The sequence below is a fragment of the Janthinobacterium sp. CG3 genome (assembly GCF_000344615.1).
Classification (GTDB): Bacteria; Pseudomonadota; Gammaproteobacteria; order Burkholderiales; family Burkholderiaceae_D; genus Janthinobacterium.
On the sequence record NZ_KB467824.1, the window covers coordinates 3542442 to 3569111 of the forward strand.

25 protein-coding genes are annotated in these 26670 nt (G+C 67.8%); 11 read left to right on the forward strand and 14 right to left on the reverse strand.

Translation table 11 applies throughout. From position 1 onward, the window contains the following. Positions 1–243: 243 nt before the first annotated feature. The 11 genes from JANGC3_RS0115565 (at position 244) to JANGC3_RS0115615 (ending at position 10444) form a co-directional block, all read left to right on the forward strand. Positions 244–1434, forward strand: coding sequence for a type II secretion system F family protein (locus JANGC3_RS0115565; protein ID WP_017877417.1), 1191 nt, complete (start codon positions 244–246; stop codon positions 1432–1434). After that, positions 1431–3128, forward strand: coding sequence for a GspE/PulE family protein (locus JANGC3_RS0115570; RefSeq protein WP_017877418.1), 1698 nt, complete (start codon positions 1431–1433; stop codon positions 3126–3128). Before JANGC3_RS0115565 ends, JANGC3_RS0115570 begins: the two co-directional genes overlap by 4 nt. Then, positions 3115–3981 carry a hypothetical protein gene (locus JANGC3_RS29430; RefSeq protein WP_017877419.1) on the forward strand — a complete coding sequence of 289 codons (867 nt, stop codon included), beginning with the start codon at positions 3115–3117 and terminating at the stop codon, positions 3979–3981. The genes JANGC3_RS0115570 and JANGC3_RS29430 overlap by 14 nt, the downstream gene beginning before the upstream one ends. After that, on the forward strand, positions 3972–4523 hold the full coding sequence (locus JANGC3_RS0115580) for a hypothetical protein (RefSeq protein ID WP_017877420.1): 552 nt from the start codon (positions 3972–3974) through the stop codon (positions 4521–4523). Before JANGC3_RS29430 ends, JANGC3_RS0115580 begins: the two co-directional genes overlap by 10 nt. After that, positions 4511–5119: a hypothetical protein gene (locus tag JANGC3_RS0115585; RefSeq protein WP_017877421.1), complete on the forward strand. Its 609-nt coding sequence runs from the start codon at positions 4511–4513 to the stop codon at positions 5117–5119. Before JANGC3_RS0115580 ends, JANGC3_RS0115585 begins: the two co-directional genes overlap by 13 nt. Then, complete coding sequence (locus JANGC3_RS0115590) at positions 5116–5649, forward strand: hypothetical protein (protein ID WP_017877422.1); 534 nt, start codon at positions 5116–5118, stop codon at positions 5647–5649. Before JANGC3_RS0115585 ends, JANGC3_RS0115590 begins: the two co-directional genes overlap by 4 nt. After that, positions 5646–7583 (forward strand): hypothetical protein, encoded by a 1938-nt coding sequence (locus JANGC3_RS0115595; RefSeq protein ID WP_017877423.1) that lies wholly within the window; start codon positions 5646–5648, stop codon positions 7581–7583. Before JANGC3_RS0115590 ends, JANGC3_RS0115595 begins: the two co-directional genes overlap by 4 nt. Further along, on the forward strand, positions 7580–8053 hold the full coding sequence (locus JANGC3_RS0115600) for a type II secretion system protein (protein WP_017877424.1): 474 nt from the start codon (positions 7580–7582) through the stop codon (positions 8051–8053). Before JANGC3_RS0115595 ends, JANGC3_RS0115600 begins: the two co-directional genes overlap by 4 nt. A gap of 4 nt (positions 8054–8057) precedes the next feature. Continuing rightward, the gene (locus tag JANGC3_RS0115605) at positions 8058–8450 is read left to right on the forward strand and encodes a type II secretion system protein (RefSeq protein WP_017877425.1); all 393 of its coding nucleotides are present in this window, start codon (positions 8058–8060) and stop codon (positions 8448–8450) included. A gap of 1 nt (position 8451) precedes the next feature. Continuing rightward, positions 8452–9030: a hypothetical protein gene (locus JANGC3_RS29435; protein WP_017877426.1), complete on the forward strand. Its 579-nt coding sequence runs from the start codon at positions 8452–8454 to the stop codon at positions 9028–9030. A gap of 184 nt (positions 9031–9214) precedes the next feature. Next, on the forward strand, positions 9215–10444 hold the full coding sequence (locus JANGC3_RS0115615) for a M24 family metallopeptidase (RefSeq protein ID WP_017877427.1): 1230 nt from the start codon (positions 9215–9217) through the stop codon (positions 10442–10444). Between the two features lie 143 nt (positions 10445–10587). Here the strand turns inward: JANGC3_RS0115615 and JANGC3_RS0115620 are convergent, their stop codons facing one another. From JANGC3_RS0115620 to paaH, 14 genes are all read right to left on the reverse strand, one after another. Continuing rightward, entirely contained in the window at positions 10588–12168 is a 1581-nt protein-coding gene (locus tag JANGC3_RS0115620; protein ID WP_017877428.1) for a methyl-accepting chemotaxis protein, read from the reverse strand. A 147-nt stretch (positions 12169–12315) separates the two neighbouring features. Then, complete coding sequence (locus JANGC3_RS0115625; RefSeq protein ID WP_017877429.1) at positions 12316–12729, reverse strand: hypothetical protein; 414 nt, start codon at positions 12727–12729, stop codon at positions 12316–12318. Between the two features lie 10 nt (positions 12730–12739). After that, the gene (locus JANGC3_RS0115630) at positions 12740–13972 is read right to left on the reverse strand and encodes a hypothetical protein (protein WP_017877430.1); all 1233 of its coding nucleotides are present in this window, start codon (positions 13970–13972) and stop codon (positions 12740–12742) included. A 514-nt stretch (positions 13973–14486) separates the two neighbouring features. Next, on the reverse strand, positions 14487–16535 hold the full coding sequence (gene paaZ, locus JANGC3_RS0115635) for a phenylacetic acid degradation bifunctional protein PaaZ (protein WP_017877431.1): 2049 nt from the start codon (positions 16533–16535) through the stop codon (positions 14487–14489). A gap of 63 nt (positions 16536–16598) precedes the next feature. Next, entirely contained in the window at positions 16599–17210 is a 612-nt protein-coding gene (gene paaY, locus JANGC3_RS0115640; RefSeq protein ID WP_017877432.1) for a phenylacetic acid degradation protein PaaY, read from the reverse strand. A gap of 35 nt (positions 17211–17245) precedes the next feature. Next, entirely contained in the window at positions 17246–17977 is a 732-nt protein-coding gene (locus JANGC3_RS0115645) for an ABC transporter ATP-binding protein (protein ID WP_017877433.1), read from the reverse strand. Next, positions 17974–18729 carry an ABC transporter ATP-binding protein gene (locus JANGC3_RS0115650; RefSeq protein WP_017877434.1) on the reverse strand — a complete coding sequence of 252 codons (756 nt, stop codon included), beginning with the start codon at positions 18727–18729 and terminating at the stop codon, positions 17974–17976. Before JANGC3_RS0115650 ends, JANGC3_RS0115645 begins: the two co-directional genes overlap by 4 nt. Positions 18730–18732: 3 nt before the next feature. Beyond that, positions 18733–19686, reverse strand: coding sequence for a branched-chain amino acid ABC transporter permease (locus JANGC3_RS0115655; protein ID WP_017877435.1), 954 nt, complete (start codon positions 19684–19686; stop codon positions 18733–18735). Further along, complete coding sequence (locus JANGC3_RS0115660; RefSeq protein WP_026133034.1) at positions 19683–20558, reverse strand: branched-chain amino acid ABC transporter permease; 876 nt, start codon at positions 20556–20558, stop codon at positions 19683–19685. Before JANGC3_RS0115660 ends, JANGC3_RS0115655 begins: the two co-directional genes overlap by 4 nt. A 160-nt stretch (positions 20559–20718) precedes the next feature. Further along, entirely contained in the window at positions 20719–21870 is a 1152-nt protein-coding gene (locus tag JANGC3_RS0115665) for an ABC transporter substrate-binding protein (RefSeq protein WP_017877437.1), read from the reverse strand. Positions 21871–21981: 111 nt separating this feature from the next. Beyond that, positions 21982–23187, reverse strand: a complete 1206-nt coding sequence (gene pcaF / locus JANGC3_RS0115670; protein ID WP_017877438.1) for a 3-oxoadipyl-CoA thiolase — start codon at positions 23185–23187, stop codon at positions 21982–21984. A 96-nt stretch (positions 23188–23283) separates the two neighbouring features. Beyond that, complete coding sequence (gene paaK, locus JANGC3_RS0115675) at positions 23284–24612, reverse strand: phenylacetate--CoA ligase PaaK (RefSeq protein WP_026133035.1); 1329 nt, start codon at positions 24610–24612, stop codon at positions 23284–23286. A gap of 54 nt (positions 24613–24666) precedes the next feature. After that, the gene (paaI, locus tag JANGC3_RS0115680) at positions 24667–25119 is read right to left on the reverse strand and encodes a hydroxyphenylacetyl-CoA thioesterase PaaI (RefSeq protein WP_017877440.1); all 453 of its coding nucleotides are present in this window, start codon (positions 25117–25119) and stop codon (positions 24667–24669) included. After that, entirely contained in the window at positions 25112–26668 is a 1557-nt protein-coding gene (paaH, locus tag JANGC3_RS0115685) for a 3-hydroxyacyl-CoA dehydrogenase PaaH (protein ID WP_017877441.1), read from the reverse strand. The genes paaI and paaH overlap by 8 nt, the downstream gene beginning before the upstream one ends. Positions 26669–26670 lie beyond the last annotated feature (2 nt).

Below are 26670 nucleotides of genomic sequence, written 5' to 3' on the forward strand. Positions count from 1 at the left end.
GTAAGCGCCGCGCGCACGCCGCCGGGCGGCCACAAAATAAACCTTAAAACAACATTGCTTTTTACTCATGCCGGGTCTAAGGTTGGGTTGTTGCATTCGCAGCATTGCCGGCTTGTTGAGAACATTTTTCCGATTGCTATTCACCGATGCCTAAACAGAATTCGCGCAGCGACCGCAGCCCGTCGCCCCCGGCCCCGCCCGCGCATGTTGCCAGCGTCGCCAGCCTGAGCGCCTGAGGCGGCGATGCAGTTCCAACTCCAGGTGCAGGGCGCCGGCCGCCGCCAAGCCATCGCCATTGAAGCGGCCAGCGAAGCCGAGGCGATCCGCCAGGCCGCCCGCAACGGCTGGCGCGTGCTGGCCATCGCCGGCGCCCAGGCCGACGCGCCGGCCGCCGCCGGCGCCGGCAAGCACGCCTTCCCGCTGCTGCAGTTCAGCCAGGAGCTGCTGGCCCTGCTCGAAGCGGGCCTGAACCTGAGCGAGGCCATGGCCACGCTGCACAACAAGGAAAACCGCGCCGGCGCCAAGGCCACGCTGGCGGCGATCCTGCGCACGCTGCAGCAGGGTAAAAGCTTTTCCGACACGCTGGCCGACTTCCCCGCCATCTTTCCCGAGCTGTACATCGCCACGGTGCACGCGGCCGAGCGCTCCGGCAACCTGCCGGAGGCGCTGGCGCGCTTCGTCGGCTACCAGTTGCAGTTCGACGCGATCCGCAAGAAGCTGGTGGCGGCGGCGATCTATCCGAGCATGCTACTGCTGGTCGGCACCCTGGTTACGCTGTTCCTGCTCGGCTACGTGGTGCCCAAGTTCAGCGTGGTGTACGAAAGTTCGGGCCGCGACATTCCATGGATGTCGCAGATGCTGCTCGGCTTCGGCCAGTCGCTGGCGGCGCATCCGCTGCTGTGCCTGGCCGCGCTGGCAGGCGCAGTCGGCGCGCTGGTGTTCGCCGCCACCAATCCGAGCATGCGCCAGCGCCTGATCCTGGCGGTGTTGCGCCTGCCGGTGCTGTCGGAGAAGGCCGCCGAGTTCCGCCTGGCGCGCTTCTACCGCGCCCTCAGCCTGCTGCTGCACGCCGGCATTCCGCTGTCGAAGGCGCTGGCGATGGTGTCGGCGATGCTGCTGCCCGGCCAGCAGGGGCAACTGGCGCAGGCGCGCCGCGCGGTGCAGGAGGGGCTGCCCTTTTCCGCCGCGCTGGAGCAGAACGCGCTGGCCACGCCGGTGGCGCAGTCGCTGTTGAAGGTCGGCGAAAACACCGGCCGCCTGGGCGACATGCTGGAGCGCTCGGCCAAGTTCCACGACGAGGAATTCGCCCGCTGGGTCGACTGGGCCTCGCGCCTGCTCGAACCGGTCTTAATGATGTTCATCGGCGTCGTCATCGGCGGCGTCGTGGTGTTGATGTATATGCCGATCTTTGAATTGGCGGGGAGCTTGTCTTGAACGCACGCGAACAGGCCGGGGAGCCGCTCAGCGCCGCCGCGTTGCAGCGCGGGCGCGCCGAGGCGCTGGCGCAGGGCCGGCCGCAACTGCTGGTGCTGCAGGAATCGGCCGGGCTGACGCCGGAGCAGTTCACCCGCGAGCTGGCGGCGCTGTTCCATTATCCGGCCTGGAGCATGGCGCAGTTGCAGGACGCCGCCCCGGCCTTCGACCTGCTGCCCTACACCGACTGCGCCCAGCGCGACTGCGTGCTGATGCGCGCCGCCGCCGCCGCTGGAACCGGTGCGGCGCCGGTGCTGGTGATCGGCAACCCCTTCGCCGACGACCTGCTGCAGTGGGCCGACTACGCCGTCAAGGCGCCGTTCACGGTGGCGCTGGCGCACGCCGACGACCTGAGCGCCTACCTGGCGCAGCAGGAAAGCGTGCAACAGGCGATGCAGGAAATGGGCGGCGACGGCGGCGACATGCCCGACCTCGACCCGGGCGTCGAGGACATCTCGCTGATCAAGATCAGCGAGGACAGCAGCCCGGTGGTCAAGCTGGTCAACTCGACCATTTACGACGCGCTGAAATTCCAGGCCAGCGACATCCACCTGGAATGCGACGTCGCCAGCCTGATCATCAAGTACCGCGTCGACGGCGTGCTGGTGCAGGCCGGCCAGGTGCAGGGCCTGCAAATGGCCGAACAAATCATCTCGCGCATCAAGGTCATGGCCGACCTCGACATCGCCGAACGCCGGGTGCCGCAGGACGGCCGTTTCAAGGTGCGCGTAAAGGGCAGCGAGATCGACTTCCGCGTCTCGATCATGCCCAACATCTTCGGCGAGGACGCGGTGCTGCGCCTGCTCGACCGGCGCGCGCTGACCGAGGCGGCGCAGGCGCTGCGGCTGGAAAGCCTGGGCCTGAACGCCGACGCCATCGAGCAGATCCGCCGCCTGGCCGCGAAGCCGCACGGCATGCTGCTGGTGACCGGACCGACCGGCTCCGGCAAGACCACCACGCTGTACGCCGCCATCACCGAGATCAACACCGGCCGCGACAAGATCGTCACCATCGAGGACCCGGTCGAGTACCGCCTGCCGCGGGTGCTGCAAATCCCGGTCAACGAGAAGAAGGGCCTGACCTTCGCCCGCGGGCTGCGCTCGATCCTGCGCCACGACCCCGACAAAATCATGATCGGCGAGATCCGCGACGACGAAACCGCGCAGATCGCCGTGCAGGCGTCGCTGACCGGCCATCTGGTGTTCACCACCGTGCACGCGAACAATGTGTTCGACGTCGTCGGGCGCTTCCTGCACATGGGCGTGGACGCCTACAGCTTCGCCGCCGCGCTCAACGGCATCGTCGCCCAGCGCCTGCTGCGCCTCAATTGCGAGCACTGCGCGGTGGACGCCGCGCCCGATCCGCAGGAGCTGCAGGACAGCGGCTTGCGCCCGGAGCAGGTGGCCGACTGGCGCTTCATGGCCGGCAAGGGTTGCGGCCACTGCCGCGGCACCGGCTACAAGGGCCGCAAGGCGGTCGCCGAGGTGCTGATCCTGAACGACGCGATGCGCGAAATGATCTGCACCCGCGCCCCGGTCAGCCGCATGAAGGAGGAGGCCGCGGCGATGGGCTTCCGGCTGGCGCGCGAGGCCGCGCTGGACTTGGTGCGGCTGGGCGAAACCACCTTGACGGAGCTGAACCGTGTCACTTATTAAGCGCCTGTTTGCCAACAGCGCCGGCAAGATCCCCGGCGCCCACCTGGGTTGCAACCTGTGCCTGCACCTGGCGCCGCGCCAGCTCGGCTGGGCGCTGCGCCAGCGCGGCCGCATCGTCCCCGGCAGCGCCGGGCGGATCGCCATCGACAACCCGGACGGCCACTGGCAACTGCCGCTGGCCGCCTTCGACGCCTGGTTGCGCCAGCCCGGCCGGCCCGGCGCCGGCCTGCCGCTGTCGATCAGCCTGGCCAGCGGCTGGTGCCGCATGGCGCTGGCGCCGTGGAGCGACGCGCTGCTGAGCGAACCGGCCGGCGGGCGCTATCTGCAAAGCCAGCTGGTGGCGCTGTACGGCGAGGGCGCGCGCGGCTGGAGCATCAGCGCCGACGACGCGGGGTACGGCCAGCCGCGCCTGGTGTGCGGCGTCGACGGCGATTTTTTGCAGTCGCTGCGCGAGCTCGCCGGCGCGCACGGCCTGCCCTGCCACGCCATCGAACCGCTGCTGACGGTGGCTTGGCGGGCGATCGCCGCGACGAAGCCGCAAGCCTTCGCCGTCGTCGAACCGGGCCGCCTGCTGATGGCGGCGGTCAGCGGCGGGCGTATCGTCGCGCTGCACGCGCAGGCTTGCCCGGACGACTGGCGCGCCGAACTGGCGCGGGCTTGGCAGCGCTGGAGCCTGCGCGCGCCGGAGCTGGCCACGCTGGCGCGGGTTGCCGTGGTCGACCTCAGCGGCGCGTCGGCCGACGCCGCCGCCGACGCGCCGGGCGGCGCGCTGGCGGCGCCGTTCGTGCCGGCCGCCGCGGCCATGGCGCAACTCGGCCCGGTCCACCTGATGGGGGAATCGGCATGGGCCTGAGCAACCTGGATTTCCTGAACCGGGAGCCGGCGCGCTGTTCCGGCTGGCGCCTGGCGCTGCTGCTCGCCGGCGCGCTGGCCCTGCTGCCGGCCGCCGCGCACTGGCTGGCGCAGGCCCAGGCGGTGAGCCGGCTGGAGGCGCAACTGGCGCAGGCGCAGCCGCGCAAGGTGGAGCGGCCGCGCCTGGCGCCGGAGCGCCAGCGCGAGCACGACGCCCAACTGAAACTGGTGGCCGACGCGGTGCGCCAATTGAACCTGCCGGTGACGCGCCTGATCAAGACCGTGCAGGCGCCGCGCGACGTCCGCGTGGCGCTGCTGGGACTGGACTTGAACGGCGAGGCCGGCGCCGACCAGGGCGGCCGCGCCGCCGGCGCGCTGAAGATCGCCGCCGAGGCCGAAACCGCGCAGGACATGATCAATTACCTGGCCTTCCTGAACCAGCAAAGCCTGTTCCGCTCGGTGTATCTGGTCAAACACGAAATGAACGTGGCCGCACCCGAGCACCCGTATCGTTTTCAACTGGAGGCCCAATGGCGGCAATAAAAACCGGAGCGGCGCCGCTGGCCGCGCGCGGCCCCGGCAAACTGGGCGCGCGCCTGTCGTGGCAGGCGCAACGTTGCTGGCGCCGCTTTGGCTGGGCCGGCGCCGGCGGCGCCGCCGCGCTGGCGCTGGCGGCGCTGGCGCTGCTGCAAACGCCGGCCCTGGTGGCGCGCCAGCAGACGCTGACGCTGCAACTGGCGGCCGCCGGCAAGGCCGCCGCCATCGCCGCGGCGCTGCCGCCGCCGCCCGGCGGCGCCGACGGCGTGGCCGCGTTTTACGCCTACCTGCCGGCGCACGATGCGATTCCCGAGCAGTTGAAGGAACTGGTCGCGGTGGCGCGGAAAAGCGACGTCACGCTGGTCAAGGCCGAATACAAGCCGCAGATGGAGGGCAACGCCGCCTTCCTGCGCTACCAGATCACGCTGCCGGTCAAGGCCGACTACGCCAACGTGCAAAGCTTCATCGTCGCCGCGCTACAGGCGCTGCCGACGCTGACGTTGGAGTCGGTGCTGTTCAAACGCGAACAGATCGAGGCCGCTGAAATCGAGGCGCGCATCCAGTTCATCCTGCTGGTGAAAAAACCCGAGGCCCGACCATGAGAAAAGCCGTCATCGGCGTCGCCGCCGCGGCCACCCTGCTGGCGGCCTACTTCGCCCCCGAGGACGAGGGCGGCGTGGTCGGCCCCGCCGCCGCCACCACCCGCGAGCGCCCGGCCGCGCCCACCCTCGCGGCCGGCTTGCAGGCCATCGCGCGGGAGGCCGGGCCGGACTTGACAATCCATCCGCGCAGCGTCGCCGACGACGACCTGGGCAATGTCTTCGCCAAGCACAGCTGGCAGCCGGAGACGCCGAAAAAAATCATGCTGGCGCAGGCCGAACCGGCCGGCGCCAAGATCGCCGCCGCCGCCGCGCCGGGCGCGCCGCCGCTGCCGTTCCAGTTCCTCGGCCGCTTCGTCGACGAGGGCAAGGCCGCCTACTTCCTGCAGGCCGACGGGCGCAACCTGGTGGCGCGCGTCGGCGAGAAGGTCGACGAGCACTACACGCTCGACAGCGCCAGCGGCGACGCGCTGCACTTCACCTATGTACCGCTCAATCAACAGCAATCCTTAGTCGTAGGGGACGTCAATTGAACCACACCGTAATCGCCCGCCTGAACTTGCTGGTAATGAGCGCCCTGCTGGGCGCGTGCGCCAGCAACCAGACCTTCAAGGAAGGCAACGCCCTGCTCGACGAGGGCAAGGTGGAACAGGGCCTGGCCAAGCTGGAACTGGCAATCCAGGCCGAACCCGGCAACGCGCAATACCGCATCGCCCTGAGCAACCGCAAGATGCGCCTGGTGAACGCCGCCAACGCCCGCGCCGACGTCCAGCGCCAGCAGGGCAATATCGCCGAGGCGGAGCAGTCGTTCCAGCAGGCGCTGGCGGTCGACGCGACTAACACCGTGGCGCAGCAGGGCCTGGCGGCGCTGGCGCAGGAGCGGCGCCAGCGGCAGATGGTGGCCGAGGCCGAGGCGCTGCACCAGCGCGGCGGCGACGCCAATCTGGCGCAGGCGCAGGAAACGCTGCGCCTGGTGCTGTTGGAGCGCCCCGGCCAGCGCGAGGCGCTCAATCTGCGCGGGCGCATCGGCGACGAGCAGGCCAAAAAGCGCCCGGCCGCCGGCAAGCTGGCGGCGGCCTACCGCAAGCCGGTCACGCTGGAATTCCGCGACGCGCCGCTGCGTTCCGTGTTCGACTTCATCGGCAAGGTGTCGGGCCTGAACTTCGTCTTCGACCGCGAAATCGACCCGAACATCAAGGCCACCATTTCGGTGCGCGACACCAGCATCGAGGAAGCCATCGGCCTGCTGCTGAGCGCAAACCAGCTGGAACAGAGCGTGTCGAATGAAAAGTCGATCACCATCTATCCGAACACGCCGCAGAAGGTGAAGGACTACCAGCAGCTGGTGGTGCGCACCTTCTTCCTCGCCAACGCCGACGTGAAAAACGTCTCGTTCTCGATCAAGACTTTGCTGAAGGCGAAGGACATCGTCACCGACGAGCGGCTCGGCCTGATCATGATGCGCGACACGCCCGAAATGATCCGCCTGGCCGAGCGCCTGATCTCGGTGCAGGACCTGGCCGACCCGGAGGTGATGCTGGAGGTCGAGGTACTGGAGGTAAAGCGCACGCGGTTGATGGAGCTGGGCGTGCGCTGGCCGGAAAAGGCGTCGCTGAGCCTGGCCGGCAGCGCCAGCGCGGTGACCGGGCTGAGCGCGCTGAAGGTCGCCGACCTGCGCAGCATCAACGGCGGCAACATCAACCTGGGCATTAGCGACGTCGTCGTCAACGCCAACAAGGTCGACACCGACAGCAATATCCTGGCCAACCCGCGCATCCGCGTGCGCAACAAGGAAAAGGCCAAGGTGCTGATCGGCGACCGCGTGCCGGTCATTACCGTCACCACCAACAACGGCGTCAGTTCGGACAGCGTGAACTACGTCGACGTCGGCATCAAGCTCGAAGTCGAGCCGAACGTCTACCTCGACGACGAGGTGGCCATCAAAGTCAACCTGGAGGTCAGCAACGTGGTCAAGGACGTCACCAGCAAGTCGGGCACGCTGGCCTACCAGATCGGCACCCGCGCCGCCAACACCGTGCTGCGCCTGCGCGACGGCGAAACCCAGGTGCTGGCCGGCCTGATCAGCGACGAGGACCGCAGCAACGCCAGCAAGGTACCGGGCGTGGGCGAGCTGCCGCTGCTGAACCGCCTGTTCGGCAGCCAAAAGGACGACAGCAACCGCAGCGAGATCGTACTGTCGATCACGCCGCGCATCCTGCGCAGCATCCGCCGGCCCGACCTGATGACGGCCGAGTTCAACTCCGGCACCGAGACCACGGTCGGCGGCCGCGCGCCGGTCGGCGCCGCCGAGGCGGTGGTGCTGGCCGAGGCGCCGCCGCCGAACCGCCCGGCCTCGCCGATGACCGGCGGCGACGACGCGCCGGCCGCGCCCGACAAGGCCGCGCCGGCGGAGAAGGCGGCCGCCAGCGGGCCGTCGCCGAACGCGCCGATCAAGGTCATGCGGTGACACGCCAGCGCGGCTTCACCTTCATCGAGCTGATGATCACGCTGGCGATCATGGCCACGCTGGCGCTGGTGGCCGCGCCGCTGGCGCAGGTGGCGCTGCAGCGCGAGCGCGAGCACGCGTTGCGCGCCGCCCTGGTGCAGATCCGCGAGGGGCTGGACGCCTACAAGCGCGCCGCCGACAACGGCCGCGTCAAGCTCGGCATCGGCGCCTCCGGCTACCCGAAAAAGCTGGAGGAACTGGTGGAGGGCGTGCCGGACCAGCGCAGCGTGCGCAAGCAAAATATGTACTTCCTGCGCAAACTGCCGCGCGACCCGTTCCAGCCGGCCGACGCCGGCAGCGCCGCCGACAGCTGGGCCAAGCGCGGCTACGCCTCGCCGCCGGACAACCCGAGCGAAGGCGAAGACGTCTTCGACGTCGCCTCGCGCTCCAACCTGGTGGGCCTGAACGGCGTGCCGCTGAAACAATGGTGACGCCATGACGCACACACGGGGCCGCGCGACGCGCGGCGGATTCACGCTGATCGAACTGCTGGTGGTGCTGGCCATCATTTCGCTGCTGCTGACGATCGCGCTGCCGCGCTACTTCGGCTCGGTGGAAAAATCCAAGGAGGTCGCGCTGAAGGAAAACCTGCGGCTGCTGCGCGGCGGTATCGACAAATTCTACGCCGACAAGGGCGAATACCCGTCGGCGCTGAGCGAGCTGGTAGCGCAGCGCTACTTCCGCGCGGTGCCGGTGGACCCGGTGACGGAATCGGCCGGCACCTGGCAGTTGCTGACCTCGCCCGACGGCGACAAGCCGGGCGTGGCCGACATCCGCAGCGGCGCCAAGGGCAAGACCCGCGACGGCACCCCGTTCGAGCAGCTGTGACATGAAGCGGACGCCTCGTTGGCGGCGGCGCGCGGACGGCTTCGCCTACCTGTGGACCCTGGCGCTGGTGGCCCTCATGGGCGCCGGCCTGGCCGTCTGCGGCGACCTGTACGCGACGGCGGCGCGGCGCGACAAGGAGCGCCAACTGATCTTCATCGGCCACGAATTCCGCAACGCCATCGGGCGCTACTACGACGTCAACGGCGCCAACGGCCAGCACCACTACCCGCTGACCTTGGAAGAGCTGCTGAAGGACCCGCGCTTCCCCAATCCGAAACGCCACCTGCGCCGGCTCTACACCGACCCGACCACCGGCCGGGCCGAATGGGCGCTGGTGATGCGCGAAGGGCGCATCGTCGGCGTGCATTCGCTGTCGACGCGCCTGCCGATCAAACAGGACAACTTCGACGACGACGACGCCGGCCTGCGCCTGAAACAGCGCTACGCCGACTGGATCTTCACCTACCCGGCGGACCTGTTCACCGGCCCGCAGGACGGCGCGCCGAAGGACGGCAACCCCAAGGACGGCACGACGGGCGGACAGTCGCAAAACGCCAAACCCAAAGCCAGCGACATGTAAAAACCAGCACGGGGCGGCCAGGAAAACCACAATCCACCGCCGGCGCGAACTGCTATCATCGCGCCCAATTCCCAGGGCGATTGCGAAGGGGACAGACCACGATTTCCGAGAAAGGTTTCTCGGAAATCGTGGTCTGTCCCCGGTGTGGATGCAGTCGCCGAGTCCACATTCCCAGGAGAACAGCATGAGCGTAGGCATAGGCGGCAAAAGCATCGACGAGGCGCTGGCCTCCCTCTCCGACATGAGCGCCGGCATGGTCCCGATCGGCAAGGCCGAGCACCTGCAGCGCATCGACAAGGCGCAGGCGTTTATGCGCGCCCAGGGCATCGCCGCGATCTACCTGAACGCCGGCTCGAACCTGAGCTATTTCACCGGCACCAAATGGTACGCCAGCGAGCGCATGGTCGGCGCGATCCTGCCAGCCAACGGTGCGCTTGAATACATCGCGCCCGCCTTTGAGGAATGCACGCTGCAGGGTTGCATGCTGGTCGACGGCCGGGTCAACGGCTGGCAGGAGCACGAGAGTCCGTACCAGTTGTTCATCGACGTGCTGGCGCGGATGGGCGTGGCGCCCGGCGCGGCGCGGCCAAGCCGGGTCGGCATCTGCGAAAGCGCCGCCTTCTTCATCGCCGACGGCATCCGTCCGCTGGCAGGCGGCTACGCGCTGGAGAACGCCGGCGGCGTGACCGCCCACTGCCGCGGCAAAAAATCTTCCGCCGAAATCGCGCTGATGCAAAGGGTCAAGGACATGACGCTGGCGGTGCACGTCGCCACCGCCAGCATGTTGTACGAGGGCGTCAGCACCGTCGAGGTGGAGGAATTCATCCAGCGCGCCCACCGCAAAGTGGGGGCGCCGCGCTCGTACTTCTGCATCGTGCTGTTCGGCGAGGCCAGCGCCTACCCGCACGGCGTCAGCTACGTGCAAACGCTCAAGCGCGGCGACGTGGTCTTGATCGACACCGGTTGCCAGATGCTGAACTACATCTCCGATATTACCCGCACCTATGTGTTCGGCGCCGCCAGCGAACGCCAGCGTTCGGTCTGGAATAGCGAAAAGAAGGCCCAACTAGCCGCCTTCAACGCCGCCCAGTTGGGCGTGCCGTGCCAGGACGTCGACCGCGCCGCGCGCGCCGCGCTGGAAGCGGACGGCTTCGGCCCCGGCTACGCGCTGCCGGGGCTGCCGCACCGCACCGGCCACGGCATCGGCGTCGACATCCACGAATGGCCTTACCTGGTCGGCGGCGACCGCACCCCGCTGGAGGTCGGCATGTGCTTTTCGAACGAGCCGATGATCTGCATCCCCGGCGAATTCGGTATCCGCCACGAAGACCATTTTTACATGACGGAACAGGGGCCGAAGTGGTTCACCGAGCCGGCCCACAGCATCGACGATCCGTTTGGGCTGGCGCTTTAAACCAAGGGCGTAACCCCGGGGTCGGACCCTCGGGGACTGACCCCGGTTCTTTGCCGTCGGGTTGGAATGACGTTCGCGGCGCGCGTAAAAAAACGGCGGGCGCTTTGGGCGCGCCGCCGTTTTTTTGTTTGCCGCGCAGCGTTTTAGCGGCCCAGGGCCAGCCGCTGCGGCGGCGCCGCGCGCGTCGGGCGCGGCGCCGAGGCCGACACTTGTTCGAGCTTGAACACGGCCAGCGCGCCGCTCAGCTGGTCGGCTTGCTCGCGCAGCGATTCGGCCGCCGCCGACGCTTCCTCGACCAGCGCCGAGTTCTGCTGCGTCATCTCGTCCATGCTGCCGATGGCCTGGCCGATGTTCTCGATGCCGGTGCTCTGGGCCTGGCTGGCGGCGCTGATTTCGGCCATGATGTCGGCCACTTTCTTGACCGAATCGACGATCTGGCCCATCGTCAGGCCGGCCTCGTCGACCAGCTTGGAGCCGATGTTGACCTTGGCCACCGAGTCGCCGATCAATTGCTTGATTTCCTTGGCGGCGCCGGCGCTGCGCTGCGCCAGGTTGCGCACCTCCGAGGCGACCACGGCGAAGCCGCGGCCCTGCTCGCCCGCGCGCGCCGCTTCCACCGCCGCGTTCAACGCCAGGATGTTGGTCTGGAAGGCGATGCCGTCGATGACGCCGATGATGTCGACGATCTTCTTGGCCGAGTCGTTGATCTCGCCCATCGTCGTGACGACCTGGCTGACCACCTTGCCGCCCTTGATCGCCACGCTCGACGCCGACACCACCAGCTCGTTCGCTTCGGTGGCGTTGTTGGCGTTCTCGCGCACGGTGTTGGTCAGGCTCTCCATCGAGCGCGCGGTCTGGTCCAGGCTGCCGGCCTGCGACTCGGTGCGCGAGGCCAGGTCGGCGTTGCCGTGGGCGATTTCGGCGCTGGCCATCTTGATGGTCTCGGCCGACACCTTGATCTCGGAGACCATGTTGCCGAGCTTGCCGCGCATGTCCTTCAGCGCCACCAGCAGGCTACCGGTGTCCTTCGGATCGGTGGCGATGTCCATCGACAGGTCGCCGTCGGCCACCGCGCGGGCGATCTCGCGGGCGTATTCGGGTTCGCCGCCAAGCTGCTGCCAGATCGCCTGCACCACGAAGTACGACACCAGCGCCAGGCTGATGATGACCACCAGCGCCACAAGGATGCTGGTGGTGAGCACGTTGCGCACGCTCGCCTCGCTGTTCGCGATGCCGGCCTTGAACTGCTTCTGCGCCGCCTCGTTGGTTTTCGCCAGGTCGGCGTTGAGCAGCGTCAGCGCCGACTGCATGCGCGCCACGGTCGCCTGCGGGTCGCCCTGCTCCATTTCCAGCATGATGCGCGCCGCGCTCAGCGCCGGCGCGTAGTAGGCGTCGAATTCCTTGCCCAGGCGCGCGCCGGCCTCGCGCTGGCCGGGGATCTCGCCGAACTTGGCCAGCTTGGCGCGCAGCTTGCCGGCCTGCTCGCCGACCTGGCCGATGCGGTTCTTGTCGCCCTCGGTGACGGCATCGCGCAGGCTGTCGGCCACCGCGCCGACGTCGAGCGTGAGCGACTTGGCGGTGTCGAGCACCGGGTAGTCGACGCTTTCAGTGGTGCGTATCGAATTGAGTGCGGAGGTGGCCAGATAAGCGCTGCCCGCAAGACCCAGGCCGAAAATGATGGTCGAGATGACCGGAAGTGCCCATATCTTGCGTTTGATGCTCATTGCCGTCTCCTGTATCTATAGTATTTTTAACCATGCTACAAAGCCCGCATCGCCAAACCGTAGAGTGGCGATGCGGGCCGAGGCCATTTCGAAGGCGTCGCCGACCGTGGTTGCGGGTCGGCGGCGCGTTCCTTGGATAATGTAGCCTTATGGGGCCGTCAACACAACCTTTACGGAGGCGTCGACCGCGCTTTTTTCGATGTAGCCGATGGCTTTCGGATCGGCCGCGACGGCCTTCTTCACGTCGGCGCTGTTGGCCGCCTCTTTCGGCTGGGTCGCCTTGCCGGTGAAGACCAGCTTGGACCACAGCGCCTTCGCCTGCGACGGTTCCTTGTCCGTCACCTTTTTGTAGAACTCGGCGCGGATGGCCGCGCTCTCCGGCTGGTCGATCGGCGTCATCGCCGTCGATTTACCGAGGAAGAACTGGGCCACCTGGTCGTTCGTCATGGCGCCGCTGGCGCTCTTCGGATTGACCACCACCACCACCACTTCGGCCAGGGCCGGGATCGTTACCGCCCATACCGCGCCCGCCACAACGAGCGCCTTCATTGTCATCTTCATGTGCCGGTCCTTAGAATACGAAATCGATAGCCACCGCGGCAACCGTGACCGGGCCCTTGAAGCCGGCCGCCGGTTGCAGGAACAGGCCCTGGCCGACCGGCTTGACGCGGTCGATCTGCACCTTCAACGCCGCCGAGGTGTGGAAGTCCCAGCGCAGGCCGACGGTATCGGTCGACTGCTCTTGCTGGTTGCGGGTGTGCAGCAGCGTGTTGACGCCGGCCGCCAGCGGCGCCAGCGCGGCAATGCGCGGGACGCTGTTGGCGACGGTGCCGTCGGACTTCAGGTCGGCGTGGCTGTAGTACGGCAGGAACTTGCCGATGCGGTAGCCGGCCATCAGGTACCACGAGGTGCTGTCGTTGACGTAGCTGTCGGTCTTGCGCTTGGCGTACTCGGACTGCACCACGATGTTGTTCCAGTCCAGGCCCAGGCCAAGCGAGGTGAACGAGGCTTTCTTGTCCTTGACAACCAGCTCGTCGGCCAGCGCGCCCAGTTGTGGAATACGGAAGGCGGCGCCGGTGGCGCGCAGCGCGCCGATCAGCTTATTCTGCTCGCGCGAATCGTCGATGCTGATCTTGGTGTCGGCGCGGCCGAAGCGCAGCGTCAGCGGGCCGTGTTCGGCCACCAGGTTCAGGGCGACGATCGACTTGCCGCGGATGTGCACGGTCGAGTCCGGGCCAGTGGCCAGGGTCGCCTTGGTGCTGCCGAGGGCCAGTTGGGCGGTCAGGTTGGTATCGCCGAAGCTGCGCTGGTAGGTGCCGTCGACGCCGTCGATGCTGTTCAGCGGAACCTGGGAGTACATCTCGCCGGGCGGGCGCAGCAGCGTGTTGGCGTAGCCGACGTTGCGGTAGTCCGAAATCATGAAGACCGGCAGGCCCATGCGGCCGACGCGGACGCTGAAATTGTCCGACAGCTTGGCCTTGGCGAAGGCCCATGCCAGGTCGGCGCCGTAGTTGTCCTCGCCGTCCTTGCGCACCAGGCCCTGCGCGATGCCCGACAACCAGTCGTTGACGGTGACGTTGGCCTGCAGGCCCAGGTTCGAGTCGACGCCGGTGCGGGCGGTCTTGCCGACGCCGCTGGCCTGGTTCGGACGGGCGAATTGGGCGTCGTTGGTGTCGGTGCCGGTCATGGCGACGGTGCCGTAGCCGCTGATCTTGACGGTCGGGCCGGCGCCGGCTTCATCGGCGAAAGCGTTGGCCAGCGCCAGCGGCATGGTCAGCAGTGTGGCTAAAAAACGTTTGTTCATTGTTGTACCCGTAGCGTATGTAACTCATTGATGGGAATGCCGGTTCAAGGCCATGTGATTACGCCGGCGATGGGTTGGGCCGGACTCACTATGTATGCGCGGGATCGTGCGCGACCTGGGAGAAATAGAATGCTACAGGGAAATATATTTCCCTCGAAGAATATTCTTACGCCGATAGGTCGTTTCGTTGTTTTCACGGCAGAAAACAGGGGTTTTTAGAGGGAAAAATCTAAAACCCGGTCGACTAGATCATCCTTTGCGAGGATGCAAAAAGAAGGGCTTCAGCAGCGCATTCGGCCGCTCTTGGCGCATCCACGCGTGCGCGTCGGTGCGCGCCGCCAGCGCCGTCGGCCCCGCTGCTGGCGGCTTCGCCGAAGAAAAGCCGAGTTAGCCGGGTTTTGTGGGTCGGGTTAGCCGGAACGGCGTAACCCGACAACGTTGGCCGCGGCAAAACGGGCTGGCTCCGAGCCAACATTGTCGGATGACCTTACGCTACTCCGACCAACGAATCGCCTCACTCGCGCTTCGACACCAGCGTCAGAATGTCATAGCTGGCCACCAGCTCCTCGTCCTGGTTGGTCACTTGCACGTCCCAGGCGACGACGCCCTGCCCCACGCCGAACACGTCTTTGCGGTTGCGGTCGACCTTGCGCTTGCAGGTCAGGCGCGCGCGGATGGTGTCGCCGATGCCGACCGGTTTGACGAAGCGCAGGTTGTCCAGGCCGTAGTTGGCCAGCACCGGGCCGACGCCCGGCGAGACGAACAGCCCGGCCGCCGCCGACAGCACGAAGTAGCCGTGCGCGATACGCTTGCCGAACTGCGATTCCTTGGCGGCGATCTCGTCAAAGTGCATATAGAAGAAGTCGCCCGAGATGCCGCCGAAGGCGGTGATGTCGGCTTCGCTGACGGTGCGGCGGTGGGTCAGCAGCGAATCGCCCGTTTCCAAATCCTCGAAATGCTTGCGGAACGGGTGCAGCGCGCTTTCCTTGACGGCGGCGCCGCGCACGTATTCGCCGGTGACCGCGGCCAGCATGGTCGGCGAGCCCTGGATGGCGGCGCGCTGCAAATAGTGGCGTACGGCGCGCACGCCGCCCAGCTCTTCGCCGCCGCCGGCGCGGCCCGGACCGCCGTGTTTCAGCTGCGGCAGCGGCGAGCCGTGGCCGGTCGAATCAACCGCCGCCTCGCGCTCGAGGATGTGGACGCGGCCGTGCAGCGCGGCGGCCACCGGCACCGCGTAGGCGGCGATTTTCGGATCGCGCGTCACCAGCGTGCTGACCAGGCTGCCCTTGCCGCGCGCGGCCAGCGCCAGCGCCTCGTCGATGTCGGTGTACGGCATCATGGTGCTGACCGGGCCGAAGGCCTCGACGTCGTGCACGGAATCGTTGGCCAGGCCGTCGCGGCACATCAGCAGCGTCGGGCTGAAGAAGCAGCCGTCGGCGGCGCCGGCGCCGAGCGGCGCGAAGCCGTCGGCCGCGCCGTACACCACCTCGTTGCCGGCCGACAGAATCGCCACCCGCTCGGCGACGTCGCGCTGCTGCTCCTTCGACGCCAGCGCGCCCATGCGCACGCCCTCGATGGACGGATCGCCGACGGTGATTTTCGACAGGCGCTCGCGCAGGCGGGTGCCGACCGCGTCGAGCATATCGTGCGGCACGATGATGCGGCGGATCGCCGTGCATTTCTGGCCGGACTTGCCGGTCATTTCGCGCGCCACCTCCTTGATAAACAGGTCGAACTCGACGTCGTCGGGCTTGACGTCGGGCGCCAGGATGGCGCAGTTGAGCGAGTCGGCCTCGCCGTTGAAGGGCACCGAGTGCTCGATCAGGTTGCGGTTGGTGCGCAGCTTGGCGGCGGTGGCGGCCGAGCCGGTGAAGGTGACGACGTCCTGGCCGTTGAGGCGGTCGAGCAGGTCGCCGGTGCTGCCGATCACCAGTTGCAGGCTGCCCTCCGGCAGCAGGCCGGAGGCGTGCATCATGCGCACCACCGCCTCGGTCAGGTAGGAGGTGGCCGTGGCCGGCTTGGCGATGCAGGGCATCGCGGCCAGGAAGCTCGGCGCGAATTTTTCCAGCAGGCCCCAGATGGGGAAGTTGAAGGCGTTGATGTGCACCGCCAGGCCGCCGCGCGGCACCAGGATGTGGGTGCCGGCGAAGCCGCCCTTTTTACCCAGCGCCATGGCCGGGCCTTCGTGCAGCACGTTCGACGACGGCAGCTCGTTGCTGCCCATGCTGGCGTAGGCGAACAGGGTGCCGCTGCCGCCCTCGATGTCGACCCAGCTGTCGGCGCGGGTGGCGCCGCTCAGGTGCGAGATCGCGTACAACTCTTCCTTGCGCTCGACCAGGTACAGCGCCAGCGCCTTCAGGCGCGCGGCGCGCTGCTGGAAGTCGAGCGCCATCAAGCCCGGCACGCCGGTCTTGCGGGCGTAGGTGACGGCCTCGCCGAAGTCGATCGCCTCCGAGTGGGTGTGGTAAATCAGGCTGTTATCGAGGGCGCTGTGCAGCGGCACGGCGGCGGACGCCCCGAGCCAACGGCCGGCGATCAGGCTTTGTAGGGTGGATACGGCCATTTGTCAGTTCTCCAGTAAAAATATCGGGTTTGTTTATTCAATTCGGGGCCGCTGCGTATTGGCTCAGGCCGAGGCGTTTTTGTGCAGGTGCAGCGGCAGCGACGATTCCCAGTCGATGCGCTTGCGGCCGGCCTCGACCTCGGTCAGCGCCTCCACTTCGCGCATGCTGAGCATCGAACGCACCGCCAGTTCGTGGTACTGGCCGGTGCCGGCGCTTTTCCATTTGATTTCCTCGTCGCTCAGCGCGCGCAGCACGCGCGCCGGCGTGCCGACTACCATGCTGCGCGGCGCTACGATCATGCCGGCCTTGACGAAGCTCATCGCCGCGACCACGCATTCCTCGCCGATGACGGCGTTGTCCATCACCACCGCGTTCATGCCGACCAGCGAATTGCGGCCGATGCGGCAGCCGTGCAGCACGGCGCCGTGGCCGATGTGGCCGTCGACCTCGACCACCGTGTCGCAGCCGGGGAAGCCGTGCATGACGCAGGTGTCCTGCAGGTTGGCGCCCTCCTCCAGGATCAGGCGGCCGAAGTCGCCGCGGATCGAGGCCAGCGGGCCGACGTAGCAGCGCGGCCCGATGATGACGTCGCCGATCAGCACCGCGCTCGGATGCACGTAGGCGCTGGGGTGGACCACCGGCGTGACGCCGTTGATTTCGTAGACTTTAACCATATATGTATTCTCCAATTCGGGTGTGGCGCCGGCGCTTACATTCCCAGGTAGGCGCTTTGCACCTGTTCGTTCTTCAGCAGTTCAGGTCCCGGGCCGGACAGCGTGATCGCGCCGGTCTCGATGACGTAGCCGACGTCGGCGATCGACAGCGCCGCGTGGGCGTTCTGCTCGACCAGAAATATCGTCATGCCCTGGTCGCGCAGCTCCTGCACGACGCGGAAAACCTCGGCGATCAGCAGCGGCGCCAAGCCCATGCTCGGCTCGTCGAGCAGCAGCAATTGCGGCCGCCCCATCAGCGCGCGCGCCATCGCCAGCATTTGCTGCTGGCCGCCGGACAGCGTACCGGCCGGCAGCAGGCGCTTTTCCTTCAAAATCGGGAACAGCTGGAACATGCGCTGCATGTCGCCGGCCACGTCCCGCTGCGGCCGCGTGAACGCGCCCAGGCGCAGATTGTCCTCGACCGACATCGGGCCGAACACCTGGCGCCCTTCGGGCACCTGGCAGATGCCGGCGCGCACGCGCTTGTCCGCGCGCATGCGGCTGATGTCGTCGGCGCCGAAGCGGATGCCGCCGCCGCTGATCGGCTGCACGCCCGAGATCGCCCGCAGCAAGGTAGTCTTGCCGGCGCCGTTGGCGCCCACCAGCGCCACCAGCTGGCCCTTGCGCACCTCGATGTCGACGCCGTGCAGCGCCTGGATGCGGCCGTAGTGGCTGGTCAGCCCCTTGATTTCCAATACCAGCGGCGGATTGTCGACGTCCATTTTCATGCTGGCGCTCCCAGGTAAGCGGCGACCACGTCGGGGTTGGCGCGCACTTCGGCGGCGGTCCCTTCGGCCAGTTTCTTGCCGTAGTCGAGCACCAGGATGTGGTCCGACAAATTCATCACCAATTTCATGTCGTGCTCGACCAGCACCACCGTCACGCCGGACTGCGCCACCTTGCGGATCAGCGCCTCGATCTCGCCGGTTTCGGTGTGGTTCAAGCCGGCGGCCGGCTCGTCCAGCAGCAGCACCTTCGGCCGCGCCGCCAAGGCGCGCGCGATCTCCAGGCGCTTCAGGGCGCCGTACGACATTTCGCCGGCGTGGTCGTCGACGTGGCGGCCGACGCCGGCGAACTCCATCAGGCGCGCGGCCTCGTCGCGGCAGGCGGCGTCGGCGCGGCGCACCGACGGCAGCCGCAGCATCGCCGCGAACAGGTTCTGGTTCAGTTGCAGGTGCGCGCCCACCATCACGTTGGCGAGCGCCGTCATGTTCATGCACACTTGCAGGTTCTGGAAGGTGCGGCTCATGCCGCGCCGCGCCAGCGCGTCCGGCGGCATGCCGGCCACGTTCTCGCCGCGCAGCAGGATCTGCCCGCGGCTCGGCGTATAGACCCCGGTGATGAGGTTGAACAGCGTGGTCTTGCCGGCGCCGTTGGGCCCGATCACCGAGTGGATCGCGCCCTCCTTGACGTTGAAGCTGACGTCCTGCACCGCGTGCACGCCGCCGAAGCTCTTGCTCAGGTTTTGAATCGATAACATGGCTCAGTTCCCTTGTCTACCACGCCGGCGCGCCAGGCTGGGCACCAGGCCCTTCGGCATGAAGATCATCGTCGCCATCAGGATCGCGCCGAACACCACCGTCTCCCAGCCTTCGAAGGTCGACAGCAGTTGCGGCAGGATCGTCAGCAGCGCGGCGCCGACGATGGAGCCGAACACCGACGCCATGCCGCCCACCACCACCATCGTCACCAGCTCGATCGAATGGAAGAAGCCGGCCAGGGTGGGCGTGATGAAGCCGATGTAGTGGGCGCTGACGCTGCCGGCGACGCTGGCGATGACCGCCGACAGCACGAACACGCGCACCTTGAAGCGGGTGGTGTCGACGCCGACCACGCGCGCGGCGATTTCGGAGCCGTGGATGGCTTGCAGCGCGCGCCCGACCGGCGAGTCGATCAGGTTCAAGGCGCACCAGGTCACCAGCAGCAGCATGGCGGCGGCCAGCGCGTACCAGGATTTTTCGCCCGACAGTTCGGCGCCGAACAGCGCCAGCGCCGGCACGGCGATGCCGTCCGGGCCGCCGGTCCACTGCGTTTCGTTGTTGATGACGATGGAGATGATGATGCCCAGGCCGAGCGTGGCCATGGCCAGCGTGTGGCCCTTCAGCTTCAGCACCGGGCGCGCCAGCGACAGCGCCAGCAGGCCGGTGGCGACGGCGCCGGCCGCCAGCGCGGCCAGCGGCGGCCAGTTGAAGTGCGTGGTCAGCACCGCCGAGGCGTAGGCGCCCAGGCCGTAGAAGCCGGCGTGGCCCAGGCTGATCTGGCCGGTGTAACCCATCAGCAGGTTCAGGCCGATGACCACGGCGGCGTTCAGCGCGATGCGGATGGCGACGTCGTAGTAGAAGGCGTTCGGCAGCGCCAGCGGCAGCAGTGCCAGCACCAGGGCCAGCGCCAGCAGGCCGGCGTGGCGCGGAATCAGCGTCTTCGACGGCGACTTCATACGCGCTCCGAGATCTGCGCGCCGAACAGGCCGCGCGGCAGGAAGAACAGGATCAGGAGGATCAGCACGAAAGGCACCGCGTCCTTGTAGGCCGAGGAGATGTAACCGGCCGTCATCGCTTCGGCGATGCCCAGGATCAGGCCGCCGGCGATGGCGCCGACGCCGCCGCCCAGGCCGCCCAGCACCGCCGCGACGAAGCCCTTCAGCCCCAGCATGATGCCGGCGTCGTACGAGGTGTAGGTGATCGGCGCGACCAGGACGCCGCCGATGGCGCCCAGCAGCGCCGCCAGGCCGAACGAGAACAGCAGCACGCGGCGGGTGTCGATGCCGACCAGCTGCGCCGCGGTTTTATTGTGCGAGGTCGCCAGCATGGCCTTGCCCAGCATGGTGCGGCCGAAGAACCAGGCCAGCGCGCCGACGATGAGCAGGGTCACGCCCAGCACCCACAGGCTTTGCGGCAGCAGGCTGGCGCCGAGGAACAGGATCGGCGTGTCGCCGGAAAACGCCGGCAGCGTGTGCGTGCCCTTGCCGAGCCAGATCTGCACCAGTCCGCGCACCACCAGCGAGGCGCCGATGGTGATGATGATCAGCGAGACCACCTGGGCGTTTTGCGCCGGCTCGATGACGGCCTTTTCCATGACCAGGCCGACCAGGCCGGTGACGGCGACGGCGACGATGATCGCCAGCGGCAGCGGCACGCCGCCGGCCGACAGCAGCGCCGCCAGCATCCCGCCGAGCATGATGAATTCACCCTGCGCGAAATTGATCACCCCGCTGGTGTTATAGATAATGGTGAAGCCGAGCGCGGCCAGCGCGTATGCCGAACCGACCGTCATCCCCGAATACAGGAACTGCAAAAATTGGGCAAGCATGGTGTCTCCGATTAGATCCTGGCGCCGTTCACGGGCAAGCGAAACCGTAGGTCGGATTAGCGCAGCGTAATCCGACAATGTTGGCCGAAGCGCGACGCGCCGCTCTGGGCCAACGTTGTCGGGTTACGCCCTTTGGGTTAACCCGACCTACACAAGCTGGCTACTTCAGCATCACCCATTCGCCGTTCTTCACTTCCACCATGCGGAAGGCCGACAGGTCCAAGCCCATGTGGTTGGTCGGCGACATGTTGAACACGCCGGTGGTGCCGACGAAGCCCTTGGTCTGCTCCAGCGCGTTGCGCACCTTTTCCTTGTCGGTGGAGCCGGCGCGCTTGATGGCGTCGACCGACAGGTACAGCGCGTCCAGCGCGTAGCCGCCGAAGGTCGACGGGTCGATCTTGTAGCGGTCCTTGTACTGCTTGTCGTAGTCGGTGACGATGGCTTTCTGCGCGTCGGCCGCCGGCAGCATGGCGCCGATCAGCAGCGCTGGCGTCGGCAGGCGCACGCCTTCGGCCGATTTGCCCGACAGCTTGATGTACTCGTCCGACGCCACGCCGTGCGACTGGTACAGCGGCAGCGCGCCCATGCCCAGCTGGCCGTAGTTCTTGGTGACCACCGCCGGCCCCTGGCCCAGGCCGAACACGAACACCGCCTGGATGCCGGCGGCGCCCTTCAGTCGCGTCAGTTGCGCGGTGATGTCGGTGTCTTTCGGGCCGTAGGTTTCGTCGGCCACCAGCGTGATGCCATACTTGGCCGCGACCGCCTGCGATTCCTTGCGCCCGGACGCGCCAAAGCCGCTGGTTTCGGACAGCAGGCCGACCTTGCCGATGCCGCGCTTCTTCATATCCTCGAACACTTTTTCGGCCGCCATGCGGTCGGTGTGCGGCGTCTTGAACACCCATTTTTTGACCGGGTCGACGATGACCACGGCGCCGGCCAGCGAAATGAACGGCAGGCCTGCCTTGTCGACCAGCGGCGCCATCGCCATCGTCGCGCCGGTGGTGGTGCCGCCGATCAGCACGTCGACCTTGTCGGACTCGATCAGGCGCTTGGTAAAGCCGTTCGCCTTGGCGGCGTCGCTGCCGTCGTCGTAATGCACCAGTTCCAACTGGCGCCCCAACACGCCGCCGGCGGCGTTGATTTTCTCGATGTACATCTGCAGCGTTTTCAGCTCCGGGTCGCCGAGGAAGGCGGCCGAGCCGGACACCGACAGCACCGAACCGATTTTGATGTTCTCGGCGGCGCAGGTGGCGCCGGCGACGGCGAACAGTGCCGCGGCAATGACGGTTTGCTTCCAGAATTTCGATACCATGTGTGTCTCCCCCAGTTTTACAACAATCGGATACGGCGCCGCTCGTGCGGCTTTTATTGTTAACTTGTCTCGTAGGTCGGGTTAGCGCGGCGTAACCCGACCGACGTTGTGCTACACGCGTTCGATAATCAGCGCGATGCCCTGGCCGACGCCAATGCACATGGTGCACAAGGCGTAGCGGCCGCCGGTGCGTTCGAGCTGGTTCAGCGCCGCCATCACCAGCCGCGCGCCGGAGGCGCCCAGCGGATGGCCGACGGCGATGGCGCCGCCGTTCGGGTTGACGTGGGCGGCGTCGTCGGCCAGGCCGAGGTCGCGCGTCACCGCCAGCGCCTGCGCGGCGAAGGCTTCGTTCAATTCAATCACGTCCATCTGCTCGATGCCCAGGCCGGTCTGCGCCAGCACCTTGCGCGTCGCCGGCGACGGGCCGAAACCCATGATGCGCGGCGCCAGCCCGGCGGTGGCCATGCCCAGCACGCGGGCGCGGCGCTTCAGGCCGTGCTTGTCGGCGGCGGCGCCGGAGGCCAGCAGGATCGCGCAGGCGCCGTCGTTCAAGCCGGAGGCGTTGCCGGCGGTGACGCCGCCGTCGGGCCGCACCACGCCCTTCAGCTTGGCCAGCCCCTCGTAGCTGGTGTCCGGGCGCGGATGCTCGTCGACCGCGAAGATTTTCGGATCGCCCTTCTTTTGCGGCAGCGAGACCGCCACGATCTCGTTGGCGAAGACGCCGGCGGCGTGGGCGGCGGCCCAGCGCTGCTGGCTGCGCAGCGCCAGCGCGTCCTGGTCGGCGCGGCTGACGCCGAATTCCTCGGCCACGTTCTCGGCCGTCTCGGGCATGCTGTCGATACCGTATTTGGCCTTCATCTGGGCGTTGACGAAGCGCCAGCCCATGGTGGTGTCTTCGATTTTCGCGGCGCGCGAGAAGGCGCTGTCGGCCTTGGCCATGACGAAGGGCGCGCGCGTCATGCTTTCGACGCCGCCGGCGATGACCAGCTCGGCCTCGCCGGCCTTGATGGCGCGCGCGGCCATGCCGACCGCGTCCAGGCTGGAGCCGCACAGGCGGTTGATGGTGCTGGCCGGGACCTCGACCGGCAAGCCGGCCAGTAGCGCCGACATGCGCCCGACGTTGCGGTTGTCTTCGCCGGCCTGGTTGGCGCAGCCGTAGTAGACGTCGTCGACCAGGCTCCAGTCGACGCCGGGGTTGCGCGCCATCAGCGCGGCGATCGGCAGCGCGCCAAGGTCGTCGGCGCGTACGCCGGCCAGGGAGCCGCCGTAGCGGCCGAACGGGGTGCGCACCGCGTCACAGATAAAGGCTTCGTTCACTATTTTTGCTCCAGTTTTCGTTGTCATTGTCATTGCCAGTTTAGTTGGCGTCGGCGGCGCCGCGTCGGATTACGCCGCGCTAATCCGACCTACGCTTCATGCCGGGGTTTTCGGACGCTTGTCGACCACGCGCCTGGCTTTGCCGGTCAGCGTGCGTTCGATACTGCCCGCCGCCAGCAGGCGCACCCCGGTCGTCACGCCGACGTAGGTTTTGATCTGGTGGCACAGTTCATTCGCCAGCGCCGCGGTGTCGGATGCGTTCAGCTTGCCGGACACCTCCGGGCGCAGTTCGCCGATCACGTCGAGCTTGTCCAGGTGGCCTTCGCGCGACACCACCAGTTGGTAGTGCGGCGCCAGTTTCGGCATCTTCAGGATCAGCTCTTCGATCTGCGACGGGAACACGTTGACGCCGCGGATGATCAGCATGTCGTCGGAGCGGCCGGTGATCTTGCCGATGCGGCGCATCGCCCGCGAGGTCGGCGGCAGCAGCCGCGTCAGGTCGCGCGTGCGGTAGCGGATCACCGGCATGGCTTCCTTGGTCAGCGAGGTGAACACCAGCTCGCCCTCGGCGCCGTCCGGCAGCACTGCGCCGGTGTCCGGGTCGATGATCTCCGGGTAAAAATGGTCTTCCCAGATGACCGGGCCGTCCTTGCTCTCGATGCACTCGCTGGCCACGCCCGGGCCCATCACCTCGGACAGGCCGTAAATGTCGACGGCGTCGATGCCGGCGCGGCTTTCGATCTCGGCGCGCATGGCCTCGGTCCACGGTTCGGCGCCGAAGATGCCGACCTTCAGCGAGGACTCGGCCGGGTCCATGCCCTGGCGCGAAAACTCCTCGATGATGTTGAGCATGTACGACGGCGTCACCATGATGATGTCCGGCTTGAAGTCGCAGATCAGCTGGACCTGCTTCTCGGTCTGGCCGCCCGACATCGGGATGACGGTGCAACCGAGCCGCTCGGCGCCGTAGTGCGCGCCCAGCCCGCCGGTGAACAGGCCGTAGCCGTAGGAGATGTGCACCATGTCGCCGGCGCGCCCGCCGGCGGCGCGGATCGAGCGCGCCACCACGTTGGCCCAGGTGTCGATGTCGTTCCTGGTGTAGCCGACCACGGTGGCCTTGCCGGTGGTGCCGCTGGAGCCGTGGATGCGCACCACCTGCTCGCGCGGCACGGCGAACAGGCCGAACGGGTAGTTGTCGCGCAGCGTCTTCTTGTCGCTGAAGGGGAACTTGGCCAGGTCGGCCAGCGTCTTCAGGTCGTCCGGATGGACGCCGGCGGCGTCGAACGCGGCGCGGTAGTGCGGCACGTTGTCGTAGGCGTGGCGCAGTGACCATTTCATGCGTTGCAGTTGCAGCGCCTGCAGTTCGTCCCTGCTGGCGCGTTCGATCGCTTCCAAGTCGGCGGGTGCGGGGGTACGTTGAACCATCGGAGTCTCCTCGTTGTGCTTGCGCGTGGTGCCTGCGCGGTCGCTATGTTTGCTTCAGATGTGCGTGGGAACGACCTCGCCGGCGATGCGGATGGATTTGCCGCGGAACAGCGCGATCAGGCGGCCGTCCTGGTTGCTGACCTTGACGTCGTAGACGCCGCTTTTCCCTGCCAGCGCCTGCTCCACCGCCTCCGCCGTCAGCACATCGTCCTGGCGCCCGGGCGCCAGGTAGTCGATCGTGCAACCGGCGCCCACAGTGTTTTGGTTGTGGCTGTTGCACGCGAATGCGAAGGCGCTGTCGGCCAACGCAAAAATATAGCCGCCGTGGCAGCTCTGGTGCCCGTTCAGCATGTCTGTTCGCACCGCCATCGTCATGCGCGCGTAACCGGGGCGGATTTCGCCGAGCAGCATGCCCATGGCCTGGCTGGCGCGGTCGCGCGCGTACATCGCGGCGCCGGCGGCCCGGGCCAGGGCCAGCGCTTCGACGGGGTGGCCCTGGTTATGCATGGAAGCGTCCTTTGGTGGCGAGTTTGCGGCGCAGCAGCGGCGCGACGCGGTAGCGGTCCTCGCCGTAGCTGTCGGCCAGGTTGTGCAGCACGGTGGCGATGTGCGCCACGCCGACGGCGTCGGCCCAGGCCAGCGGCCCGCGCGGGTAGTTGACGCCCTTTTGCATCGCCACGTCGACGGCGGCGGCGGTGCAGACGCCCTGGTTGACGGCGTCGGCCGCTTCGTTGGCCAGCATCGCCACGGTGCGCATCACGGCCAGGCCGGGCACGTCGTCAAGGCGCGAGACGGCGAAGCCGGCGCCCTGGAACAGGCCGACCGCGGCGTGCCAGGCGGCCGGGCTGCACTGGTCCGCACAGCTGAGGGCGATGCGCGTGGCCGTCGCGTAGTCCAGCGCCAGGTCGAACAGCACGGTGTCGGGGTGGCCATTGGCGCGCGCCCGTTCGGTGGCGCTGCGCCCGTCGCTCAGGTAGATCGCCGCGCCGTTGCAATGGAAGGCCGGGGCCGGGTCGTTGTGCTCGCCGGCGCCGCTGTCGCGGTTGGCGATGTGGAAACCGGCCGCGGTCAGGCGCCGCGCCAGCAGGCCGCTGACGCCGCCGTCGCCGCTACCCGCCTCCAGGCTGTAGCTGACGAAGTCGGGGCGCGGCTGCGGCGCCTCGGTGCGCGGCTGCGGCGCCGCGGCGCCCTCGCCGTACTGGTAGAAGCCGCGGCCGGATTTGCGGCCGAGGAAACCGGCGTTGACCATTTCCTGCTGCAGCACCGAGGGCGTGAAGCGCGGGTCGTTGAAGTAGGCGTGGAAGACCGACTGCGTCACCGAAAAATTGACGTCGTGGCCGATCAGGTCCATCAGTTCGAACGGTCCCATGCGGAAGCCGCCGGCCTCGCGCAACACCGCGTCGAGGGTGGCGGCGTCGCCGGCCTGCTCGGTCAGCAGGCGCAGGGCCTCGGCGTAGAACGGCCGCGCCACGCGGTTGACGATGAAGCCGGGCGTCGATTTCGCGTGCACCGGGTTCTTGCCCCAGGCGGCGGCGGTGGCGTGGACCGTCGCGGCGACGCCTGCGTCGGTGGCCAGCCCGCTGATGACCTCGACCAGCGCCATCAACGGCACCGGGTTGAAGAAGTGCATGCCGACCAGGCGCTGCGGCAGGCGCAGCTTGGCGGCGATGGCGGTGACCGAGATCGACGAGGTGTTGGTGGCCAGGATGCAGGCGTCGCCCACCACCGCTTCGAGCTCGGCGAACAGGGCGCGCTTGACGTCGAGGTTTTCGACGATGGCCTCGACCACCAGGGCGGCGTCGGCCACCTCGGCCAGCGCGCCGGCCGCTTGCAGGCGCGCCGTCGCGGCGCTGGCCTGCTCGGCCGTCATGCGGCCCTTTTCGGCCAGCTTCAGGTACATCTTGCCGATGTCGGCCAGCGCCTTGGTCACCGCCTCGGGGCGGGTGTCGTAGAGTTTTACGCGGTAGCCGGCGGCCGCCGCGACCTGGGCGATGCCGGCGCCCATGGCGCCGCTGCCGATGACGGCGACGACGCTGCCTGCTGTCAGTGCGCTCATCG

Excerpts from the sequence above, each read along its gene's own strand:
- JANGC3_RS0115565 (WP_017877417.1), top strand. The coding sequence starts at position 244 with ATGCAGTTCCAACTCCAGGTGCAGGGCGCCGGCCGCCGCCAAGCCATC.
- JANGC3_RS0115580 (WP_017877420.1), top strand. The coding sequence starts at position 3,972 with ATGGGCCTGAGCAACCTGGATTTCCTGAACCGGGAGCCGGCGCGCTGT.
- JANGC3_RS0115585 (WP_017877421.1), top strand. The coding sequence starts at position 4,511 with ATGGCGGCAATAAAAACCGGAGCGGCGCCGCTGGCCGCGCGCGGCCCC.
- JANGC3_RS0115590 (WP_017877422.1), top strand. The coding sequence starts at position 5,116 with ATGAGAAAAGCCGTCATCGGCGTCGCCGCCGCGGCCACCCTGCTGGCG.
- JANGC3_RS0115605 (WP_017877425.1), top strand. The coding sequence starts at position 8,058 with ATGACGCACACACGGGGCCGCGCGACGCGCGGCGGATTCACGCTGATC.
- JANGC3_RS29435 (WP_017877426.1), top strand. The coding sequence starts at position 8,452 with ATGAAGCGGACGCCTCGTTGGCGGCGGCGCGCGGACGGCTTCGCCTAC.
- JANGC3_RS0115615 (WP_017877427.1), top strand. The coding sequence starts at position 9,215 with ATGAGCGTAGGCATAGGCGGCAAAAGCATCGACGAGGCGCTGGCCTCC.
- JANGC3_RS0115620 (WP_017877428.1), bottom strand. The coding sequence starts at position 12,168 with ATGAGCATCAAACGCAAGATATGGGCACTTCCGGTCATCTCGACCATC.
- JANGC3_RS0115625 (WP_017877429.1), bottom strand. The coding sequence starts at position 12,729 with ATGAAGATGACAATGAAGGCGCTCGTTGTGGCGGGCGCGGTATGGGCG.
- JANGC3_RS0115630 (WP_017877430.1), bottom strand. The coding sequence starts at position 13,972 with ATGAACAAACGTTTTTTAGCCACACTGCTGACCATGCCGCTGGCGCTG.
- paaZ (WP_017877431.1), bottom strand. The coding sequence starts at position 16,535 with ATGGCCGTATCCACCCTACAAAGCCTGATCGCCGGCCGTTGGCTCGGG.
- paaY (WP_017877432.1), bottom strand. The coding sequence starts at position 17,210 with ATGGTTAAAGTCTACGAAATCAACGGCGTCACGCCGGTGGTCCACCCC.
- JANGC3_RS0115645 (WP_017877433.1), bottom strand. The coding sequence starts at position 17,977 with ATGAAAATGGACGTCGACAATCCGCCGCTGGTATTGGAAATCAAGGGG.
- JANGC3_RS0115650 (WP_017877434.1), bottom strand. The coding sequence starts at position 18,729 with ATGTTATCGATTCAAAACCTGAGCAAGAGCTTCGGCGGCGTGCACGCG.
- JANGC3_RS0115655 (WP_017877435.1), bottom strand. The coding sequence starts at position 19,686 with ATGAAGTCGCCGTCGAAGACGCTGATTCCGCGCCACGCCGGCCTGCTG.
- JANGC3_RS0115660 (WP_026133034.1), bottom strand. The coding sequence starts at position 20,558 with ATGCTTGCCCAATTTTTGCAGTTCCTGTATTCGGGGATGACGGTCGGT.
- JANGC3_RS0115665 (WP_017877437.1), bottom strand. The coding sequence starts at position 21,870 with ATGGTATCGAAATTCTGGAAGCAAACCGTCATTGCCGCGGCACTGTTC.
- paaK (WP_026133035.1), bottom strand. The coding sequence starts at position 24,612 with ATGGTTCAACGTACCCCCGCACCCGCCGACTTGGAAGCGATCGAACGC.
- paaI (WP_017877440.1), bottom strand. The coding sequence starts at position 25,119 with ATGCATAACCAGGGCCACCCCGTCGAAGCGCTGGCCCTGGCCCGGGCC.
- paaH (WP_017877441.1), bottom strand. The coding sequence starts at position 26,668 with ATGAGCGCACTGACAGCAGGCAGCGTCGTCGCCGTCATCGGCAGCGGC.